This window comes from Paraprevotella xylaniphila YIT 11841, assembly GCF_000205165.1.
GTDB lineage: Bacteria > Bacteroidota > Bacteroidia > Bacteroidales > Bacteroidaceae > Paraprevotella > Paraprevotella xylaniphila.
Map to the genome: position 1 here is coordinate 1 of NZ_GL883831.1, position 16,759 is coordinate 16,759.

General features: G+C 50.4%; 16 protein-coding genes. 8 read left to right on the forward strand and 8 right to left on the reverse strand.

The window, feature by feature from the left end; genetic code table 11:
• Window positions 1-163 precede the first annotated feature (163 nt).
• The gene (locus HMPREF9442_RS04770; protein ID WP_253271027.1) at window positions 164-2,164 is read left to right on the forward strand and encodes a glycosyl hydrolase family 28 protein; all 2,001 of its coding nucleotides are present in this window, start codon (window positions 164-166) and stop codon (window positions 2,162-2,164) included.
• 144 nt (window positions 2,165-2,308) lie between these two features.
• On the opposite strand, the gene HMPREF9442_RS04775 is transcribed toward HMPREF9442_RS04770, so the two are convergent.
• Entirely contained in the window at window positions 2,309-2,692 is a 384-nt protein-coding gene (locus HMPREF9442_RS04775) for a VOC family protein (RefSeq protein WP_008625919.1), read from the reverse strand.
• Window positions 2,689-3,783 (reverse strand): HpaII family restriction endonuclease, encoded by a 1,095-nt coding sequence (locus tag HMPREF9442_RS04780; protein ID WP_008625925.1) that lies wholly within the window; start codon window positions 3,781-3,783, stop codon window positions 2,689-2,691. Before HMPREF9442_RS04780 ends, HMPREF9442_RS04775 begins: the two co-directional genes overlap by 4 nt.
• A 78-nt stretch (window positions 3,784-3,861) precedes the next feature.
• Here HMPREF9442_RS04780 and HMPREF9442_RS04785 point away from each other — a divergent pair, with 78 nt between their 5' ends.
• On the forward strand, window positions 3,862-5,085 hold the full coding sequence (locus HMPREF9442_RS04785; RefSeq protein ID WP_008625927.1) for an L-serine ammonia-lyase: 1,224 nt from the start codon (window positions 3,862-3,864) through the stop codon (window positions 5,083-5,085).
• On the opposite strand, the gene HMPREF9442_RS04790 is transcribed toward HMPREF9442_RS04785, so the two are convergent.
• The 6 genes from HMPREF9442_RS04790 to HMPREF9442_RS04815 are packed head-to-tail and all read right to left on the reverse strand — an operon-like array spanning window position 5,082 to window position 8,541.
• Window positions 5,082-5,552: a low molecular weight protein-tyrosine-phosphatase gene (locus HMPREF9442_RS04790; protein WP_008625928.1), complete on the reverse strand. Its 471-nt coding sequence runs from the start codon at window positions 5,550-5,552 to the stop codon at window positions 5,082-5,084. The two genes, HMPREF9442_RS04785 and HMPREF9442_RS04790, sit on opposite strands and share 4 nt — an antisense overlap.
• Window positions 5,553-5,586: 34 nt before the next feature.
• Entirely contained in the window at window positions 5,587-6,075 is a 489-nt protein-coding gene (locus tag HMPREF9442_RS04795; protein ID WP_008625930.1) for a hypothetical protein, read from the reverse strand.
• A gap of 14 nt (window positions 6,076-6,089) precedes the next feature.
• Window positions 6,090-6,671, reverse strand: a complete 582-nt coding sequence (locus HMPREF9442_RS04800; protein ID WP_040602652.1) for a Maf-like protein — start codon at window positions 6,669-6,671, stop codon at window positions 6,090-6,092.
• Between the two features lie 16 nt (window positions 6,672-6,687).
• On the reverse strand, window positions 6,688-7,206 hold the full coding sequence (locus HMPREF9442_RS04805) for a KdsC family phosphatase (RefSeq protein ID WP_008625934.1): 519 nt from the start codon (window positions 7,204-7,206) through the stop codon (window positions 6,688-6,690).
• On the reverse strand, window positions 7,199-8,002 hold the full coding sequence (locus HMPREF9442_RS04810) for a Rossmann-like and DUF2520 domain-containing protein (RefSeq protein ID WP_008625935.1): 804 nt from the start codon (window positions 8,000-8,002) through the stop codon (window positions 7,199-7,201). The genes HMPREF9442_RS04805 and HMPREF9442_RS04810 overlap by 8 nt, the downstream gene beginning before the upstream one ends.
• The gene (locus HMPREF9442_RS04815; RefSeq protein ID WP_008625936.1) at window positions 7,999-8,541 is read right to left on the reverse strand and encodes a nitroreductase family protein; all 543 of its coding nucleotides are present in this window, start codon (window positions 8,539-8,541) and stop codon (window positions 7,999-8,001) included. The genes HMPREF9442_RS04810 and HMPREF9442_RS04815 overlap by 4 nt, the downstream gene beginning before the upstream one ends.
• Before the next feature lie 223 nt (window positions 8,542-8,764).
• Between HMPREF9442_RS04815 and HMPREF9442_RS04820 the strand changes: the two genes are divergently transcribed.
• The 6 genes from HMPREF9442_RS04820 to HMPREF9442_RS04840 all read left to right on the forward strand — a co-directional run bounded on the left by HMPREF9442_RS04820 (window position 8,765) and on the right by HMPREF9442_RS04840 (window position 16,751).
• Window positions 8,765-11,110 carry a TonB-dependent receptor gene (locus tag HMPREF9442_RS04820; RefSeq protein WP_008625942.1) on the forward strand — a complete coding sequence of 782 codons (2,346 nt, stop codon included), beginning with the start codon at window positions 8,765-8,767 and terminating at the stop codon, window positions 11,108-11,110.
• Between the two features lie 118 nt (window positions 11,111-11,228).
• Window positions 11,229-11,633, forward strand: coding sequence for a methylmalonyl-CoA epimerase (gene mce / locus HMPREF9442_RS04825; protein ID WP_008625944.1), 405 nt, complete (start codon window positions 11,229-11,231; stop codon window positions 11,631-11,633).
• 172 nt (window positions 11,634-11,805) lie between these two features.
• Window positions 11,806-13,359: an acyl-CoA carboxylase subunit beta gene (locus HMPREF9442_RS04830; RefSeq protein ID WP_040602653.1), complete on the forward strand. Its 1,554-nt coding sequence runs from the start codon at window positions 11,806-11,808 to the stop codon at window positions 13,357-13,359.
• 22 nt (window positions 13,360-13,381) lie between these two features.
• A complete protein-coding gene (locus tag HMPREF9442_RS16395) occupies window positions 13,382-13,552 on the forward strand; it encodes a hypothetical protein (RefSeq protein ID WP_172604615.1) in 171 nt (56 codons plus the stop codon).
• A 15-nt stretch (window positions 13,553-13,567) separates the two neighbouring features.
• Window positions 13,568-13,972 carry a biotin/lipoyl-containing protein gene (locus HMPREF9442_RS04835; protein ID WP_008625957.1) on the forward strand — a complete coding sequence of 135 codons (405 nt, stop codon included), beginning with the start codon at window positions 13,568-13,570 and terminating at the stop codon, window positions 13,970-13,972.
• Between the two features lie 256 nt (window positions 13,973-14,228).
• Entirely contained in the window at window positions 14,229-16,751 is a 2,523-nt protein-coding gene (locus tag HMPREF9442_RS04840; protein ID WP_008625971.1) for a cellulase N-terminal Ig-like domain-containing protein, read from the forward strand.
• Window positions 16,752-16,759: the final 8 nt, after the last annotated feature.

Consider the following 16,759-nt stretch of genomic DNA (forward strand, 5'->3'; position numbering starts at 1 on the left):
ACCCGTTGTGTGGAAATCGGAAACAGATAATACATACTCACGTTGATTTGTCCCATCATTTGGAAAAAAATGTCCCATACACTTCCAAAATAAGTCCATACCTTTGCAGCGGAAACATGAAAGAGTCATTGAATAACAGATATTTAAAAATATGAAGAAAGTCATGATTAGAAAGAAAACGGTAAGCATCATGTGGATGATGTTTGTATTCATACTCACAGGGCAAACCATCTGTGCAAAGCCCAAAAACATAACGGTTCATCCATACGCTCCGTTTGTCATTCCAGAAACAGGCCTTGGCGGAGAAGCCTATCCTTCGCATGTAAGAAACGATGTAGCCTCTGCACGCTTTAATGTAAAAGTGGCAGATACCAAAGTTGCTGCAATCCGCTATGACAATACTGGTTTTGGCAATCAAGGCCACAACATGGATGTCGCCCGTTTTGCCACGAACAGCCGGACTCCCGAAATCGAAGTCAATGTGAAAGGAGAAAACGAAATCAACAGCGTAACCATCCATCCTGTACGCTTCTATCCGCAAGAAAAGCTGAAAATCAGCCCTGACAAAAGGAGTGTCACATTCGAAATGGCCAAAGAACTACCCTACGCCATAGTCATCATCAACGGTAATGACCCACAGGACGCTTCTACTTCCAATCCGCAACTTACGTTGATAAACGATCCTTTGGAAGACTTGACCGAACACCCTTTGCCGAAAGCTCCCAACGTTCTTGATTTTAAGAAGTTCGCAAAGAACTATTTAAAGGAAAACCCTATTACGGAGACATCCGGACAAGTATGCCGGCCTGCGGGAAGCATCACGGACGCTAGCCTGAATGACGGGAGAATGTTCACGTGGAATTACGAAAAGGGGGTGTTCGTCCCCTATACAGACCGGATTGTCGCGTTTCCGAATATGAGAAAAAGAAGCCGGAATGACGTTTCGGATGCCCTGCAAGCGGCATTGGAAGTAATCAAGAACACACCGGAACTCAACACGCTATACATTCCGGCCGGAACTTACCTATGGTCAGGACTGCGCATCATCAACTGGAACGGCGACCGTAAAAACGGAGGAAAACCCCTTTTCGTTTACACTGATGAAAACGCGCTTATGATTAACCGTTTGAAGGAATGCCGGGAATCTAATGAGCCTGCCATTTACATCGCCAATTCCTCTTATGTGACCATTTCCGGCCGTGGCATGCACGACGGGCAAGGCTGCTTTACTTTCGCCATGGACAGGAAGGATGCACGGAACACTCCCCACCAAGGAGGTGCAGTCATAAAGAAATCAAACCATATCACATTTAATGATACATATATACGTGACAGCCAACAATGGAATTGGGAAACACATGATGCCACGGACATCGAGCTGAACAACATCAAAGGATTGTCGCCTTATAACCACGGGTGGATAGACGGACTCAACCTGTCAAGTGGAAAGAACATCACTGTCAACGGTTCCATTACGTTGGGAAATGACGATACATTCGCAACCGGCCATTATAACCCTTCTAACGAATTTCCAATACGTACCTATCGGGAAACCCCTTCCGTCAATCTCGTGAACACAAACGAGAATCCGGCAGAAATACGCCACACGTTTGCTGCAGCAGGTGTTTACAACAAAGACCGGATGAAATGGAGCCGCGACGGCGGATCGGAAAATATCCGTGTCCACAATGCCATCGGATGGACACGCACAGCCCATTGCATACGTATCGGAGGAAATGTCCTGATTGGCAAACCTCAGGACAATTCAAGCGAAAAAAACATAAAAGGTTATTACTTTGATAATTTCCATTCCATCGCAGGAAGAAAAGCGGGCGGAAACATCAGAATCCAATTCTACGACAAAACCGATTTGCCGGCGAAAGGCGAACTGGTAATCAAGAACTGCTCTTTCTGGACGGCTTCAAAGGCATGGGCTTTAATCCCGGCCTCTAAAGACAACCACACATCAATACGTAAAGTGGTGTTGCAGAATCTTTATTTCGCAAAACCCATAACGGAACCTTCTGCCATCTTCTCTGACATCGAAGAACTGACGATAAAGCAACTGCATATCGGAGGACGGAAGATTGACCAGTACGATTTGTCCGGCATTCCCCAAAAATTAGAGAATGTCACTCACTTCAAAAACGATTTCAAGGACTAAAAAAGGAACAAAGCCCAATGGAAGGCATGGAAGTTAGGCGCAACTCCCACCCCAGAGTTTTTGCAAAAACCAAGGAAAGGGTATACAGATTCTCGAACTCATTGGGAATTCTGACCTTTAAAAAGGTATCCGGAGAACATCGCATCACTCCGTAATCTCTATCTGATTACCTTCCGGTCCTAACACGCAACTCTCATAAAAACCATCGCCTGTAAAACGCGGCCCACTTAACACGGCATATCCTTGAACCTGCAGAGAGGAAGTCAACCTATCCACTTGTGCCTTACTCCCTACACTGAATGCCAAATGGATATATCCAATCTGGCAAAGTTCTTTTGTCCCCTCCGTCATATCCGGACGAGACATGATTTCCAATTTGGCTCCATCCTCGAAAGAAAGGAAATAACTCTTCAAGCCTGTCCGGGGATTATGGTACATTTCATTAGAAACGGCATCGAAAAAACGCACAAAGAAATCCTTTACCGCCTCCAAATCCCTCACATACATAGCCACATGATTGATCTTCATTTCTTCACAAAACCTATCTTTAGGTTCAACTTCAAATAGTAGGCACGGTTTTCACGCTCCAAATAACCGTACTTGTCCTTTTCCGGATGCCCTTTCTCCAAACGGGTATGCGTGAACAGGAAATCGGCAAAGACCTGACGCTCCGTCTTACGATAGGCCACCATACGTCCCTCCGCATCCACCATCACGAATCCCGCCACAGCCGAATCCGTACCGTCATACTGCTTGGCCGGACGCAAGCCCAAAGCCACGGCCAAAAGGAACTCTTTCATCTTATGACGATAATACCCGTGCTTGCGGATCAATTCCTCCTTTATTTTCAGCGGGTTCCGGTCTTCTATAAGTGCCGTCAGTTCGTCCACCCGGCTTATGTTGTCCAAATGCATCAAACGCACCATCTCGGCCAACACACGGGAGAAGTTGAGGTCTATCAAGCAAAGGTTACTGCGGAACACTTTATCGGCCACGTCATTATATTTCAACACACCGCCCATGCTCTCGATGTAAAGCATACGGCGCGCCACCTCGTTCGGATTGTCCGGGTCTTCCGTATAATTGATTTTGTTGACCGCCGGTTGGGAAAAACGAATGCCTCCCTGCTCGAATTTCAGATTGGCCGTCCGCCCACCGTCCAACAAGGGCACCATGGCACAAAGACGTGAATAGATGCGGAATCCCACGGGCGGGAAACTGTCATCATGAAAAGTAATGTAGAAATCGGTACGGTCGTCTGTCCGGGCTTCCATATCATAAATCTTCAGTGCGTCGAGGAAACCTTCTACCCCTTCGGGTGCCTCCACCTCTTCGTTCCGATCCCGTTTCAGCGCATCGAGAATCATGGATGCCACTGTGCCGAAGTCTTCACGCGGAAAACGTTCGTCCATCTGTTCCCCTTCTACATGGATGTCGGTCTCTTCCATCGTATAACGACGCTCTCCGTCATGCTCCTGCCGCGTCACCCGAAAAATAGGCAACACACGGCCGGAAGGTAGCCCCTCCTCGTTACCCAAGACTACCTCCCCCTGAGCCAACAAGTTGAAAAACACATATAATTCGTTCCATTCCCTACGCGTAGCTGTCAACATATCCATTTCATTTTAAAATACAGGCAAAAGTAATAAATAATATGGGATTTTCCCCTACCTTTGCAGACAAAAACAACGCTTACAATGATAACTCTGAAAGAACTATACCGTATCGGCTACGGACCGTCGAGCAGTCATACCATGGCTCCGCGCAAAGCCGCCACCCTCTTTTTGGAACGTAACTCGAAGGCCATACGTTTCGAAGTAACCCTTTACGGCAGTCTGGCCGCTACGGGAAAAGGACACATGACGGACAAAGCGATTCTCGACGTATTGGACGAACCACGGACTACTATCACCTGGAAGCCGAAAACTTTCCTTCCCTACCATCCGAACGGTATGAAGTTCCAAGGATTCGACCCAGAAGGGCACATCACGGAAGATTGGACCGTGTTCAGCATCGGTGGAGGAGCACTGGGTGAAGAGGGAAAACAAAACCTGACGTTTGAAGAAATATACCCGATGAACTCTGCCACAGAAATCCTGGCCTGGTGCATGCACACCGGAAAAAGTTATTGGGAATACGTGGAGGAATGCGAGGGAAAAGACATCTGGGATTATCTGGAAGAAGTGTGGAACACCATGCAACAGGCCGTACGGAACGGACTGGAACACGAAGGCGTGTTGCCCGGCCCATTGGGATTGAGAAGGAAGGCTACGTCTTATTATGTCCGTGCCGACGGCTACCAACATTCCATGCGTACCCGCGGACTGCTTTTCGCATACGCCCTTGCCGTGAGCGAAGAGAATGCCGGAGGCGGAAAAATAGTCACAGCCCCCACCTGCGGCTCGTGCGGAGTGCTGCCGTCTGTGTTATACCACCTCTCCGTATCTCGGCACATCAGCGACCAACGTATCCTCAAGGCTTTGGCCACGGCCGGCCTGTTTGGCAACATCGTAAAAAACAATGCTTCCATATCGGGTGCCGAAGTAGGATGTCAGGGCGAAGTGGGCGTAGCTTGTGCCATGGCGGCTGCGGCCGCAGCCCAGTTGTTCGGAGGCACACCGGCACAAATCGAATATGCAGCCGAAATGGGATTGGAACACCATTTGGGACTGACCTGCGACCCCGTTTGCGGTTTGGTGCAAATCCCCTGCATCGAGCGCAATGCCTATGCCGCCGCCCGTGCCATGGATGCCAATTCGTATGCCATGCTGACTGACGGGGCACACCAAGTGTCGTTCGACAAAGTGGTAGAAGTTATGAAAAAAACCGGCCATGACCTACCTTCCCTATACAAAGAAACAGGAGAAGGAGGACTGGCCGAAGATTACAAACGGATGTGGGACACGTTGCATACCCGCTAACGGGCACCACGCAACGTATCCAACAAACCGGCACAGGCATCTTCCAGTATGTCGAGCACATTCTCGAATCCGCTGTCGCCTCCATAGTAAGGGTCGGGCACATGGTCTACTACTTTCAGCCGACAATAGTCCGTCATGCGCACGACTTTCTTTTCTTCTTCCAATCCGGGTGCCAAAGACTTCAACTTACTGATATTACAGTCGTCCATTCCTACGATCCAATCGAAATCAAAGAAATCATCATACCGCACCGGGCGCGAGAGATGGGTGATATGATACCCCCGGCGGGCAGCGTGTGCCCGCATACGGGCATCGGCGGGTTCCCCTTCATGATAGTCTATCAAACCGGCGGAATCCAAGAAGAACTCATGCTCCAAACCGGCATCACTCACCAACTTCCGCATGACTTCTTCGGCAGCCGGAGACCGGCAGATATTTCCGAGGCAAACGAATAAAATCCTTTCCATCGCTATCTAAAATCAAATCCTTTCCACCGGGCTGTCACCAAGAAAGAGTGTATGAGCCACGCCCCGTACCATAAAGTTGACTGGCAGCCGTAGTCGTAATACTACCGTAAAGGCCTGATTGTCCGCTATTGGAGCCACTCGGTGCCGATTGCGGAGCCGTAGCCGAATAACTATACTGGACGCTGAAATTTATTTTAGCCATCCTGCTGCGAAAATCGTCCGGAAGCCGGATACCGATGTATGGGTTGGATTTATCTGCGTCATACACCACATTATAATCTTTTGTGAAAGTCGTATCCGTACATTCCACACTCCAATGGTATTCAGCCTTATACAACAAATCTCCCAAACTTTGCTGTACTGCAGTAATCGTGACCGAGTCCCCTGCATTCCAAACCGTAGGCTCAATACGGAAACCGGCAAATGACGGCAAAGTACAAATATGCTTGTCTTCTTCACAAGCAACAAAGGCCATGGCCACCGCACCCAAGCATGCCAGACGCATCAAAGATTTCATTTCCATTCGTCTCTTTATCTTTATAATGTTTTTAATTCCTTATATAAACGCTGCACCGGCAGCCCCATGACATTAAAATAAGAACCGCTGAGGGAAGATACTCCCACATAGCCTATCCACTCCTGAATGCCGTATGCCCCGGCTTTATCCATCGGACGGTAGTGCGCCACATAATACTCTATTTCTTCATCCGACAACTCGTCGAAAGTCACTTCACTGACCGTCGCAAAAGTCTTTTTCTTACCAACTGTTACCAATGTCACCCCGGTAATTACCTGATGCGTACGTCCAGACAGGCGGCGCAACATGTCCTTGGCTTCGGCCTCGTCTTTCGGCTTGCCCAAAACCTTCCCGTCCGTCCAGACTATCGTGTCAGCCGTGATAATCAACTCGTCCGGCTGCATAATAGCTTCATACGCTTCCGCTTTCTTGCGGGAAATGTACTGCGGGATTTCTTCCCCCGACAACCAGTCCGGATAAGACTCGTCGATGCCTGGCAACACTCTCACTTCATAATCCACATCCAACCCCGCCAAAAGCTCTTTACGGCGCGGGGAATTGCTGGCCAAGACCAGACGGTATTTCTTCAAGTTCTCCAACATATTCTCCATTGTTTTACTACCAACCAAAAGCCTTTTCATCCTTCAGCCACAATCCTTGCGCCTTCAATACCTGTTCTATCACGTCGCGCCCGCATCCATATCCTCCTTTCAAATGGGAGATATAAACCGCCAAAGCCTTGATTTCCGGAGCTGCGTCGGCCGGCGCACAAGGACAGCCGCAACGCTGCATGACTTCATAATCGGGGATATCATCACCCATGTAAAGCACTTCCTCGTCCCGCAATCCATAACGATCCAAAAAGGCTTCGTACGTCTTTATCTTCACGGCACATCCCAAATGCACGTCCGGAATGCCCAGTCCCTCATACCGTTTACGCACCGATTCGGTACGCCCACCGGTGATAATGGCCACATGCAAGCCCGACTTGACAGCCAACTGCAAGGCATACCCGTCTTTGATATTGACCGAACGCATCGGCTCCCCTCCGGGATGCAAGGTGATGGTCTCGGCACTCAGCACGCCGTCCACGTCGAAAACCAACGCCTTTATCTTTTTTAATTCGTAATTAATCATTTATTTCCTTCCTTTCCGCTTCATTCCTCAAGGCCAGAGCATGGATGCTCCGGCTCATCATTTCATAGATTGCTTTCCATTCAGGCTCTCCATCGAGCATGGCACATTGACGTTCTATCACATTCCGGTCATAGCGCACGGCCGGCCCCGTTTGCGCCTCCACGGGCGGAAGACGATGTACCTTCCGCGCCGTCTCGTCTATCAAAGGCCACATTACATCGAACGGTATGTCGTCCCGCCCCAACAAGTCCGCAGCCAAAGCGTAACAATGATTCACAAAATTGCAAGCAAATACTGCCGCCAAATGGAGACAGCGGCGTCTTTCCGTACTCATCTCCTCCACCCTGTCCGAAACAGAACGCGCCAACTGTTCCGTCTGTGCAAGCGAGTCGGAGGCGGATGCTTCCACAAAAACCGGAATCTCCTTGAAATCCACCGGACAATCTTTAGAAAACGTCTGCATGGGATATAACACGCCATAACGCCGGACATGTCCACGGAAAACATCCATCGGCATGCTCCCGGCCGTATGCAGGCACAAGGCATCTCCTATCCGGGGAGCGATACGGGACACCAAGCCCTCTAACACTCCATCTTTCACGGAGAAGATATACACATCCGCACCCGGCACCACGGCATCAAGGTCATCCGTCGCCGGACATCCCAAACGTACGGCCAAAGCTTCAGCGGAAGCCATCGTACGGCTGAAGACCTGCAACGTTTCATGGCCTGCACCGTGCAGAGCCAGTCCCAACCGCGTGGCCAAATTTCCGGCACCAATCCAGACAATTTTCATTCTTCCGGCGCGTCAAAGGTATTGATATGCACTTTTTCCCACTGCAACCGGTCTTCATTAAACGGTTTGCGTTCCATTCCCTTATGGCCCACAGCCACGATGGAAAGCACCCTTAAATGCTCCGGGACATGCAGAATGGCCCGCACCATCTCCTCCGCAGGTTTTCCATCCGCCATTGTACGGTTCCGGATCTGTACCCAACAAGCACCCAGACCCAAATCTTCAGCCTGCAACAGCATCATGGTCGTAGCCACCGAAGCGTCTTCCACCCACACGTCGCTCTGCGTCGGATTGGCCAAGATGACCACCGCCAAGGGAGCACCTTCTATCAACTCGGCTCCGTGCTCCTTGCAATGCGCCAATTGTTGCAACAAATCCTTATTGTCCACAACCACGAACTCCCAAGGACACACTCCCTTGGAAGAAGGGGATATCAACGCCGCACGCAACAATGCCACCACCTCGTCTTGGGTCAACTCTTCTTCCGTAAACTTCCGCATGCTACGACGGATGCGAATCAGCTCGCTAAACTTTTCCATTTCCTTATCCTATATTTATTATCATGTCACTGCGCAAAGATACATGATTTCCCTATTACGAAGAAAAGAAATCCAGACGGAATCGACAGTTTCACCAAATAAATCGACGGTTCTTTATACAAAAAAGCGTATTTTTGCGTTATTTAAAAAGTGTAAGTAGACAGACAACGAAGTGAAGACAAGACTTTTCAAATCCATATCCTGCCTTTTCCTGCTGACCCTTATGGCCTTGCAAGTGGCCGCCCAAGACAAAGTAAAACTGTCGGGAAGGGTCATCGACGATGAACAAAACCCGGTACTTTTTGCCGTAGTAAAAGTGGCCGGCCAGGCGGCAGGTACTACCACAGACCTGCAAGGACGTTACCAACTGGAATTCTCCACTGCCGACACCGTGACCGTGTCGTTCAGCATGATAGGTTACGTAACCAAGAAAAAAACACTGGTCCGTCCCAAAGGTAGTTTACGGCTCAACATCACCATGCAAACCCAAAGTATCGACATGGGTGAAGTAACGGTAAAGGAAGTACGGCGACAAATGAATTCCACCCAACACTTGAATGCCGAAAACCTGAAACGGCTGCCCTCCACCACCGGAAATGCCGTAGAGGAACTGGTGGCCACACAAGCGGGAGTCAGCACACACAATGAGTTGAGTTCGCAATACAACGTAAGAGGCGGGAGTTTCGATGAAAACAGTGTATATATCAATGGAGTGGAAGTATACCGCCCCTTACTTATCAGTTCCGGACAACAGGAAGGACTGAGCGTCATCAACAGTGACATGGTGGAAAACATCAACTTCTCGGCCGGAGGTTTCGATGCCAAATACGGGGATAAGATGTCGTCTGTTTTGGACATCACCTATAAGAAGCCCAAGAAATTCGAGACTTCAGTTTCGGCTAGCCTTTTAGGGGCCGGCCTCTATGTAGGTTACGCCAAAAAGAACTTCAGTATGACACACGGCGTGCGTTACAAGACTAACCAATATATGTTGGGGTCGTTGGAAACCAAAGGAGAATACAACCCGCGTTTCCTCGACTACCAGACCTATATCAGTTGGTCGCCCAACCGGAAATGGAGCCTGGACTTCATCGGGAACATCTCCCAAAACCAATATGACTTCCTGCCGACGAACCGACAGACCAATTTCGGCACAATGCAGGATGTCAAGTCGTTTCGCGTATATTTTGACGGAAAGGAAGAAGACCTCTTCCGTACACTATTCGGCACACTGAGCCTGTCGCATAGCTTTACCGACCGCACAAAGCTTTCCCTTTTGGCTTCGGCATTCGCCACCAAGGAAAGGGAAACATACGACATCCAAGGGCAATACTGGCTCGACGAGACCAACACGACCGAACAATTAGGCGTAGGCACCTACATGGAGCATGCCCGCAACTACTTGGATGCCAACATGAAGAGCCTGAAACTCCTGTTCTCTCACAAACCGAAAGGGCACGACATACAGGCCGGACTCACATGGAAGCACGAAATCATCAAAGAGAACTCACGCGAATGGGAGATGCGCGACTCTGCCGGATATTCCATCCCCCACACGGGCAACCGTCTGGATCTGATTTACAACCTGAAATCCTCCAATCGCATCAGCAGCGACCGCCTCGAACTTTTCGGACAGGACACTTGGCGGTTTACTAACAGACACGGCATATTTTCCCTTAATTACGGGGCACGGTTAAGCTATTGGAGCTGGAACAAGGAATGGCTGTTCAGTCCGCGTGTTTCGCTCGGCATCATCCCGTCTTTCAACGAAGATTTCACATTCCGCATTGCCACGGGACTGTATTACCAGGCTCCTTTCTACAAGGAACTACGAGACACTGTGACAACCGGTGTCTCCACCAAAGTACACCTGAACCGCGACATCAAGTCGCAGCGTTCGTTCCAAGTCGTATTAGGGGGAGACTACAAGTTCAAGCTCATGAACCGTCCTTTCAAATTCACCACGGAAGTCTATTACAAGGCATTGAACAACCTGATACCCTACAATGTGGACAACGTGAAAATCGTATACTACGGAGGCAACATCGCTTCGGGATACACCACAGGCATCGACTTCAAAATCTTCGGGGAGTTCGTGGAAGGTACGGATTCCTGGATCAGCTTCAGCCTGATGAAAGCCCAGCAGAAAGTGGACGGCAAGAGTTTCCCGCAAGCCACCGACCAACGCTATAACCTGAACTTCTTCTTCAGCGACTTCTTCCCCGGTACGACGCGATGGAAGATGACACTGAAAGCCAGCATTGCCGACGGACTTCCTTTCGGTCCTCCCCACACGGGATTGGAACGCATGGTATTCCGCGCCCCGGCCTACAAACGCGTGGACATCGGAATGAGCTACCGGTTGTTGGACAACGAAGACGGGCGCAACCAAAAGAAATTCATCCGCTACCTGCGCAACGTATGGTTAGGCGTGGACTGCTTCAACCTGTTCGACATCAGCAACGTAAGCTCATACTATTGGGTGACGGACGTGACCAACCAACAATACGCCGTGCCCAACTACCTGACTGGACGGCAAATCAACGCACGTATACTGATTGAATTATAACCACCGGAACGGCTACTGCCAAAAAAACATGAATTTATTTCCTGTTTCACCGCAAAATGCGTACTTTTGCAAGTCAGTAAACGCACAATAACGTGCAAACAACTAAAATTTATATGTCATGAAGATATCACATATCGAACATTTGGGTATCGCAGTGGAAAGCATCGAAGCCGCACTGCCTTATTATGAAAACGTATTGGGACTGAAGTGCTACGCTGTGGAAGAGGTAGCCGACCAAAAGGTAAAGACAGCCTTCCTGAAAGTGGGCGAAGTAAAAATCGAACTCCTCGAACCTACAAGCCCGGACAGCGCCATCGCCAAGTTCCTGGAAAAAGGCGGACGCGGCGTGCATCATGTGGCTTTCTGTGTGGAAGACGGTGTGGCCAACGCCTTGGCTGAATGTGAGGAAAAAGGCATCCGTCTGATTGACAAGGCACCGCGTCTCGGAGCGGAAAAACTGCAAATCGCATTTCTGCATCCGAAAACGACATGCGGCGTATTGACCGAACTTTGTGAACATTAACACAACTCCAAGTGAAATTCAATCCAATCATTGAACTTCATATAAAGGCTCGTCCTTGAACCTGATACCACCAGCGGAACCGCTTTCTATGAAAGTCTTCCGTTGGTGGCTTGTTTTTTTAGGGATAGGGAAATTCAAAGCCTTCTTTTTGAAACAGAAAATAAAACAGATTATGAGTGTCCAAACAGAAAAAATCAAGGAATTAGTAGAATTGCGCGCCAAAGCACGCATGGGAGGCGGCGAGAAAGCCATCGAAAAACAGCATGCCAAAGGCAAGTACACGGCTCGCGAACGCATCGACATGCTGCTCGACCCGGGCAGCTTCGAGGAAATGGATATGTTCAAACTGCACCGCTGTACGAACTTCGGCATGGAAAAGAAACAGTACTTGGGCGACGGTGTGGTGACCGGTAGCGGCACGATAGACGGCCGGTTGGTTTATGTTTTCGCACAGGACTTCACCGTCAACGGCGGTTCGCTGTCGGAAACGATGGCTGAAAAAATCTGCAAGGTCATGGACCAGGCCATGAAAATGGGCGCACCCTGCATCGGCCTGAACGATTCCGGCGGCGCACGTATCCAGGAAGGCATCAACGCTTTGGGCGGGTTTGCCGAGATATTCCAACGTAACATCATGGCTTCGGGCGTGATACCTCAGATTTCGGGTATCTTCGGCCCCTGTGCCGGCGGTGCGGTCTATTCTCCCGCCCTGACGGACTTCACGCTGATGATGGAGGGCACTTCTTATATGTTCCTCACCGGTCCGAAAGTGGTGAAGACAGTGACGGGCGAAGACGTGTCGCAAGAAGACTTGGGCGGCGCAAGCGTGCACTCCACCAAGTCCGGAGTGACGCATTTCACAGCCCAGACGGAAGAAGAGGGCTTGGCCACCATCCGCACGCTGTTGAGCTACATCCCGCAGAACAACATGGAGGAAGCTCCGCGCATGGAATGCACAGACCCTATCGACCGCATGGAAGACGCGCTGAACGAAATCATTCCGGACAACCCGAACAAAGCATACGACATGTACGAAGTTATCGGAGCTATCGTGGACAATGGCGAGTTTTTCGAGGTTCAAAAAGACTATGCCCGCAACATCATCGTAGGCTTTGCCCGCTTCAACGGCCAGAGCGTGGGTATCGTGGCCAACCAACCGAACTGCTATGCAGGCGTGCTCGACTGCAATGCCAGCCGCAAGGGCGCACGTTTCGTACGTTTCTGCGATGCCTTCAACATACCTTTGGTCACGTTGGTAGACGTGCCGGGCTTCTTGCCGGGGACGGGACAAGAGTACAATGCCGTCATCCTGCACGGTGCCAAGCTGCTGTATGCTTACGGCGAAGCCACCGTACCCAAAGTGACGGTAACCCTGCGTAAGAGCTACGGCGGTTCGCACATCGTCATGAGCTGCAAACAGTTGCGCGGCGACTTGAACTACGCTTGGCCGTCGGCCGAGATTGCCGTGATGGGAGCAGAAGGTGCCGTAGCCGTGCTTTATGCCAAAGGCGCGAAGGAAGCTGAGGACCCGAAAGCTTTCCTGGCCGAAAAAGAAGCCGAATACAACAAGCTCTTCACCAACCCGTACCAGGCTGCCAAATACGGTTATATCGACGATGTCATCGAACCGCGCAATACACGATTCCGTGTCATCCGCGCCTTGGCCCAGTTGAAAACCAAGAGCTTGACCAATCCGGCCAAGAAGCATGGCAATATTCCTCTGTAATCCCTTTCAAAACGAAATTGTCATGGAACAGAAACAGAATGAAGTGTACGCGGCCATCACACTGGCCCTGCACGAATACCAGGGCTACACGATGCATGTGCCGGAAAGCGGTATCCTGACTTTGGGAAATGCAGATACTGAGTGGAACTCCAAACTTCGTACGCAACGCCAGTTGCCTGAGCACAAATTTTAAAGCAAACAATAGCAAATGAAGACATACAAATATAACATCAACGGCAACGATTATGAAGTGGCCGTGGAAGGAATCGAGAACTATGTGGCCACTGTTACGGTGAACGGCGAAAGCTACACGGTGAAGATGCCGGAACCGGAAAAGCCGGCACATCATCCCGTAGTAGTGAAACCCGCCGGAGTGCCCGCCGTAATTGACAAACCCAAGAAGTATGGCGTGAAAGCCCCGCTTCCGGGTGTGATAGTAGACGTGAAGGTGAAACCGGGCGACGAAATCAAGCGCGGCGACACGGTGGTTATCCTGGATGCCATGAAGATGGAAAACAACATCACGTCCGACCGTGCCGGACGGGTCTCGGAAATCTGTGTCACGCCAGGCGAATCAGTCATGGAAGGCAAGGACCTGGTGGTGTTGGAATAACCCTCTCCTGCACGCACTTATAGCGAACGGATATGAATATGTTCCACCCCGGAATGCAGCAAGCATTCCGGGGTGGAACTTTTTTGCATCCTCCTTTCCAAACGGAAATTCCCTTCAGAAAGAATAAAAAAAGCATAAATCTTCTCATAAGAACAAGGCATTGATTGTTCTAAATACTATCTTTATCCCAAATAGCGTGGCATGTTTCCGCTATTTTATAAAGAAACACAAATCCACCTTAATACCTAAAAACAAAATGAGAAAAGCATTATTGGCATTCCATGTGCTATGGATTACGGCTTGCAGCCACGTGAGTGGCCCGAATTTGAGGCTGAATGAACTTGAGTACTTCGAGACCCAAGGTGTCAATGTCCTCGTTTACAGCAACCAATTCACCGGAGGCTTCAACGACGAAAAGAACTCCGGCATCGAACTCATCCACCACGGCGTACGCACTGCACAAGGCGGTGCCATAAGGCTCTCCAACACTCCTGAACAATGGGATTTGGTGCCCACTACCACATCACGGAAAGTAAACGCAGAGGACAATTTGATTGAAGTAGGCCTGCGCTACGAGGATTACGACTTCGATTCGCGTGTCGTGGTCACGGGAAAAGGAAAAGCAGTTGAGATATCCGTCTACCTGGACAAACCCCTACCCCACGAACTGGAGGGCGATGCCGGCTTAAACCTTGAGTTCCTCCCGTCTCAATATTGGGGCAAGGCTTATCTCATGGACGGGCATCCCGACCGTTTCCCACGCTACGCAGTGAGCAACACTGTCTGCCGCCCCAATGCCGAGAAAGTAAAGCAGTTCAAGGGATACAAGACATACGACGACCGTGGGACTGGCCAATTCGTGGAACCCTTGCCCCTATCTTCCGGACACACCATGATACTCGCACCCGATACCCCCGAACGCATGGTGAAAATCACATCCGACTCTTGCCTGTACCTCTACGACGGGCGCATGTTGGCACAGAACGGTTGGTTCGTGGTCCGTAGCATCCTGCCAGCCGGCAAGACGGGAAAGGTGCTGACATGGACAGTGGAACCGAACGCCGTCGAAGGATGGATAAGAAAGCCCAACATCGGTTTCTCCCAAGTGGGCTACTTGCCTTCACAGCCCAAGGAGGCCGTCATCGAATTGGACAAGAACGACAAAGTCATCCCCCAGGCATCCATCTGGCAAGTGAAAGCAGACGGGACGGAAGCCGAAGTATTCAAAGGGAAAACTGCCGTATGGGGGCCTTATTACAAATACAATTACATCAAGTTCGACTTCTCCGAAGTGCAGGAACCGGGAATCTATTACATCCAATACGGCAACGAAAAGACCAACAACTTCACCATAAGCCCAAACGTGTACGACCACATCACGGACGCTACCACCGATGTATGGATTCCCATACACATGAACCACATGACCGTCAACGAAGGTTACCGGGTCTGGCACGGCGAGCCTTTCAAAGAAGGATACCTGCAGGCACCGCCCCACACCGACCATTTCGACATGCACTGGCAGGGAGCTACCACCGACACTCGCTATAAGGCATTAGAACTGATTCCGGGACTGAACGTAGGGGGGTACTTCGATGCCGGTGACTTTGACATCGAAACGGGTGCCAACATCAACGTCGTCCAGAACCTGGTCAGGACATGGGAACTTTTCAAGCCGTTGCGTGACGAAACGTTCGTCAGCGAACAGCAACGCTACGTGGACCTCCATCGTCCGGACAGCATACCAGACATCATCCAGTACATCGAGCACGGGGTGTTGAACCTCTTGGCACAGGCCGAGAACATCGGACACATGTCGCAGACACTCTCCAACTCCGTGTTGGACAACTACCACCATTTAGGAGATGCCGCAAGCATCACCGACGGATTGCACTACGACCCCCGCCTGGCTCCCTACGAAAAATCGGCTGACGGGAATTCGAGTGGCACACCGGACGACATGTGGGCCTTCACAAGCCGCAACCCACGCATGGACTTCAGGGCGGCCACCATGTTTGCTGCCGCAAGCCGCGCCCTGAAAGGATACAATGACGACTTGTCGGAAAGAACCTTGAAGCAATCCAAAAGACTATTGAAAGAAGCCACGGAACTCATGTCGGAAGGATCACAAAAGGACAAAAGGCAGAATGTCGGCGGCGACATGGCCACAAACCTGCAATTATACGCCTCTACCGGCGAAAAACAATACTTGGATAACTTCACGCAAGGAATCTGGATGGCACTGGAACACAACTCCAACCGCAACATCATGACGGCCTTGGAAGCCATCCCCTACATGGACGCGTCTTACAAAGAAAAGCTCCGACCTTATGTTAAGAAATACAAAGAATACCTCGACAGCCAAGACCAGGAGAATCCTTACGGAGTGCCCATCGGTCGGGGGAACTGGGCCGGAAACAGGGGAATTGTCGATTTCGGTATCTCGGCCTGCTTCGCCAACAAATACTTCCCCGACATCATCGACAACAGCTATGCTTTCAAAGTGGCCAACTGGCTTTACGGTTGCCACCCTTACCACAATTATTCTTTCGTGGCCACCGTCGGAGCCACTCGCCCCAAAGCCGTCTTCTATGGCAACAACCGGGCAGATTTCTCCTTCATCCCAGGCAACATGGCTCCCGGCGTACTGTTCCGGCACCCCGACCATTTCGAGAATTACGACGATTGGCCATTCCTCTGGGGGCAGAACGAAGGCACCATCGCCGACAACACAAGCTACGTGATTTTCGGCCATGCTTTCAAGGACCTGCTGCACTGACTCACAAC

What these genes read in the sequence shown, in the direction of transcription:
- HMPREF9442_RS04770 (WP_253271027.1), top strand. Translation starts at nt 164, where the DNA reads ATGATTAGAAAGAAAACGGTAAGCATCATGTGGATGATGTTTGTATTC.
- HMPREF9442_RS04775 (WP_008625919.1), bottom strand. Translation starts at nt 2,692, where the DNA reads ATGAAGATCAATCATGTGGCTATGTATGTGAGGGATTTGGAGGCGGTA.
- HMPREF9442_RS04780 (WP_008625925.1), bottom strand. Translation starts at nt 3,783, where the DNA reads ATGGATATGTTGACAGCTACGCGTAGGGAATGGAACGAATTATATGTG.
- HMPREF9442_RS04785 (WP_008625927.1), top strand. Translation starts at nt 3,862, where the DNA reads ATGATAACTCTGAAAGAACTATACCGTATCGGCTACGGACCGTCGAGC.
- HMPREF9442_RS04790 (WP_008625928.1), bottom strand. Translation starts at nt 5,552, where the DNA reads ATGGAAAGGATTTTATTCGTTTGCCTCGGAAATATCTGCCGGTCTCCG.
- HMPREF9442_RS04795 (WP_008625930.1), bottom strand. Translation starts at nt 6,075, where the DNA reads ATGGAAATGAAATCTTTGATGCGTCTGGCATGCTTGGGTGCGGTGGCC.
- HMPREF9442_RS04800 (WP_040602652.1), bottom strand. Translation starts at nt 6,671, where the DNA reads ATGTTGGAGAACTTGAAGAAATACCGTCTGGTCTTGGCCAGCAATTCC.
- HMPREF9442_RS04805 (WP_008625934.1), bottom strand. Translation starts at nt 7,206, where the DNA reads ATGATTAATTACGAATTAAAAAAGATAAAGGCGTTGGTTTTCGACGTG.
- HMPREF9442_RS04810 (WP_008625935.1), bottom strand. Translation starts at nt 8,002, where the DNA reads ATGAAAATTGTCTGGATTGGTGCCGGAAATTTGGCCACGCGGTTGGGA.
- HMPREF9442_RS04815 (WP_008625936.1), bottom strand. Translation starts at nt 8,541, where the DNA reads ATGGAAAAGTTTAGCGAGCTGATTCGCATCCGTCGTAGCATGCGGAAG.
- HMPREF9442_RS04820 (WP_008625942.1), top strand. Translation starts at nt 8,765, where the DNA reads ATGGCCTTGCAAGTGGCCGCCCAAGACAAAGTAAAACTGTCGGGAAGG.
- mce (WP_008625944.1), top strand. Translation starts at nt 11,229, where the DNA reads ATGAAGATATCACATATCGAACATTTGGGTATCGCAGTGGAAAGCATC.
- HMPREF9442_RS04830 (WP_040602653.1), top strand. Translation starts at nt 11,806, where the DNA reads ATGAGTGTCCAAACAGAAAAAATCAAGGAATTAGTAGAATTGCGCGCC.
- HMPREF9442_RS16395 (WP_172604615.1), top strand. Translation starts at nt 13,382, where the DNA reads ATGGAACAGAAACAGAATGAAGTGTACGCGGCCATCACACTGGCCCTG.
- HMPREF9442_RS04835 (WP_008625957.1), top strand. Translation starts at nt 13,568, where the DNA reads ATGAAGACATACAAATATAACATCAACGGCAACGATTATGAAGTGGCC.
- HMPREF9442_RS04840 (WP_008625971.1), top strand. Translation starts at nt 14,229, where the DNA reads ATGAGAAAAGCATTATTGGCATTCCATGTGCTATGGATTACGGCTTGC.